Source organism: Nocardiopsis lucentensis DSM 44048, from assembly GCF_000341125.1.
Taxonomy (GTDB): Bacteria; Actinomycetota; Actinomycetes; order Streptosporangiales; family Streptosporangiaceae; genus Nocardiopsis; species Nocardiopsis lucentensis.
Genome location: NZ_ANBC01000167.1, coordinates 1 through 2,620, shown reverse-complemented (window position 1 = coordinate 2,620; position 2,620 = coordinate 1). Strand labels below are relative to the sequence as shown.

Here is a 2,620-nt window from a genome sequence, read left to right as displayed (position 1 = left end):
CCCCGCCTGTTCCAGGGCGAAGGCCATCGGCGGTCCGCCCGGGCCGCGGAACGGGGAACCCGGCGGGTGGTTGGTCACCACGTCGTAGTCCCGCGTCCGGCGGGGGGTGCGCCCGTACATCAACGCCGCGAGCATGGCGGTCATCGACCCGTAGGACACCCCGCCGTCACCGTAGGAGTCCACGCTCATCGCCGCCAGGTCGCCCTTGTCGTCGGCGAGCAGCGCCACGCGGGTGCGGGTGCCGGGCCGGTATCCGGCGTCGGTCAGCTCCTCGGCGCGGGTGAACGCGACGCGTACCGGGGCCTGGGCGAGCCTGGACAGCTCGACCGAGGCCACGATGTCGGTCGACAGGGACGCCTTGGCGCCGAACCCGCCGCCCACGTACTCGGTGATCACGCGTACCCGGTCGCGGGGCAGGCCCCAGCGTTCGGCGACCGCGGTGGCTATCTCGCTGACCGCCTGGGTGGACATGTACATGGTCAGGTGGCCGTCGGCGGCCCAGTCGGCCACGCACGCGTGCGGTTCCAACGAGGTGTGCAGCTGGGCGGAGGTGGTGTACTCCTCCGCGACCAGGCGGGGGTCGTTCGCGCGTCCGGCCGCGCGCAGCCGTTTGAGGGCGGTGCCACGGCGCCAGCCGAGTGTGAACGGGCCCCGGAGGTTGCCGCGCCAGGACGCGGGCATCGCCACCCCCTCGGCGTAGGCGGGAGCCGCCTTCTGCTCCTCCTTCGTGGGGTAGAGCATGGGAGCGCCGGGTGCCAGGGCCGCTTCCCGGGTCAAGACCGCGGGCAGCGGGTCGTAGTCCACGCGCACCGCCTCGGCGGCGGCTCGGGCCTCGGCACCGGTGGGCGCGGCCACGACGGCGATCGGCTGGCCCGCGTAGCGCACGACGCGCTCCTCGCCCAGCAGGTCGACGAGCACCGGCGCGGTGTCCGGACCGGTTCCGGACTCCGTGCGCGCCCCAGCCGGGTCGACGGAGCGGATCCGGGCGTGGGGAAGGGTCGAGCGGACGAACACGCTCTCCCAACACCCCGGCGGCGTGCGGTCGACGGTGAACCTCGCGCGACCGGTGACCTTGTCCAGGGCGTCGGCGCGCGGCGGGTCCTGCTCGGGCTCGGTGTCGAACTCCCCGGCGCAGGCGGCGGCCACGGCGGAGAAGATCCCCTCGTAGGCGCCGCACCGGCACAGGTGGCCGGACAGGGCGTCGGCGACGGTGTCGCGGTCGGGGCGCACGTCGCCGTGCTCGGCGCGCCAGGCGTCGGTGAACGTGGCCGCCTCCACGACGAACCCCGGCGTGCAGTAGCCGCACTGGAGGCCGTCGTGGGCGGCGAAGGCGCGCTGGACCGGATGGGTTCCGCCCAGGCCCTCCACCGTCGTCACGGAACGACCGGGCAGCGCGTCGGCGGGCAGGAGGCAGGAGACGGTGGGCGAGCCGTCGAGCAGCACGGTGCAGGCGCCGCACACCCCGTCCCCGCACGCGATCTTGGTGCCGGTCAACCCGAGCCGGTCGCGGATGTGCTCGGCGGCGGTCGCGCCCGGCGTGTCCGAAGCCGGGGCGGGTGAGCCGTTGACTTCCAGGTCCATGTGGCCGTCCCTGGTCGAGGCGTAAAGTTGTCATTGACAACATAGGTCGGGGGTTCACCCGTGTCAAAGAAATAGACGGCGCGTGCGCCGACCAACGGGTCGACACGCGCGCCGTGTCATGTCCTTACCGAACCTCGGCCGGTCAGTCGCCGGGCACGGGCCAGACCGGCTCGAAGGCGGGTTCGTCGAGCGTGGGCGGCGAGGGGTCCCCGCCCCCGCCCTCGCCCGGGTCCTCGCCCCCGGGGTCCTCACCGGGGTCCTCGCCCCCGGTCCCGTCCCCCGGGTCCTCCCCGGTGCCGGTCCCGTCCCCGGGGTCCCCGCTCGGGTCGTCGTCGGGGTCCTCCCCGCCGTCGGTGCCGCCGTCGGTCGGGTCGTCGCTGGGATCGTCGGTCCCCTCCCCGCTCCCGGAGCAGTCGTCGGCGACGCAGGGTTCCTCCGAGGGGCAGCCTGGCGCGTGGGGGTCGGCGGCGCAGTCCGTGCCCGCCCCCTCGGCGGGGTCGTCCGTACCCTCCTCCACGGGCTCCTGGTCCGCGGTTCCCTGGTCGCCGACCTGGTCCACCTCGCCGACCGGCTCCCCTTCCTCGACGGTCGCCGGAACCTCGACCGGAGCGTCGGAGGGGGTGGAACCGGTGGGAACGATCTCGGGGAACCCGCCCTGGCTGTAGGCCACCAGCAGCAGGGCACCGAGCGCGACCATGACCACGGTGGCGGCGGCCCGGGTCAGGCCACCGCCATACGCCCCGTGCCCGCGCCGACGACCGCCGGAACGCCGGGGGAGGCGCCGGGGGGTCGACGCCCCCGTGACCGGATCGTCCCCGTCCCGCGGTGACCCGTCCCCCCGGACCGTGTCACCCGCGTGGGTCTCGTTCGCCCCCGCGGCGTCCGCTGCCGTGCCCTCCGCGGCCGTGTCGCCCACGGGAACACCGATCGGGGCCCCACCGCGCGTGGTCCGCTCACGTGAGGTGGTGTCGCTTCCGGACGCGTCCCCCGGGGGCGTGCCACGCGGGGCGCCACGTGCCCAGGGGCCGTCGTCGGTGAC

The 2,620-nt window shown here is 75.2% G+C and carries 1 protein-coding gene and 1 pseudogene; both read right to left on the bottom strand.

Going from position 1 to position 2,620, the window contains the following annotated elements:
- Nucleotides 1-1,581 (bottom strand): molybdopterin-dependent oxidoreductase (locus tag D471_RS0105515; RefSeq protein WP_017597706.1); only part of this gene is annotated, 1,581 nt, incomplete at its 3' end.
- A gap of 142 nt (nucleotides 1,582-1,723) precedes the next feature.
- Nucleotides 1,724-2,620: pseudogene (locus tag D471_RS41270) on the bottom strand (hypothetical protein); the annotation flags it as partial.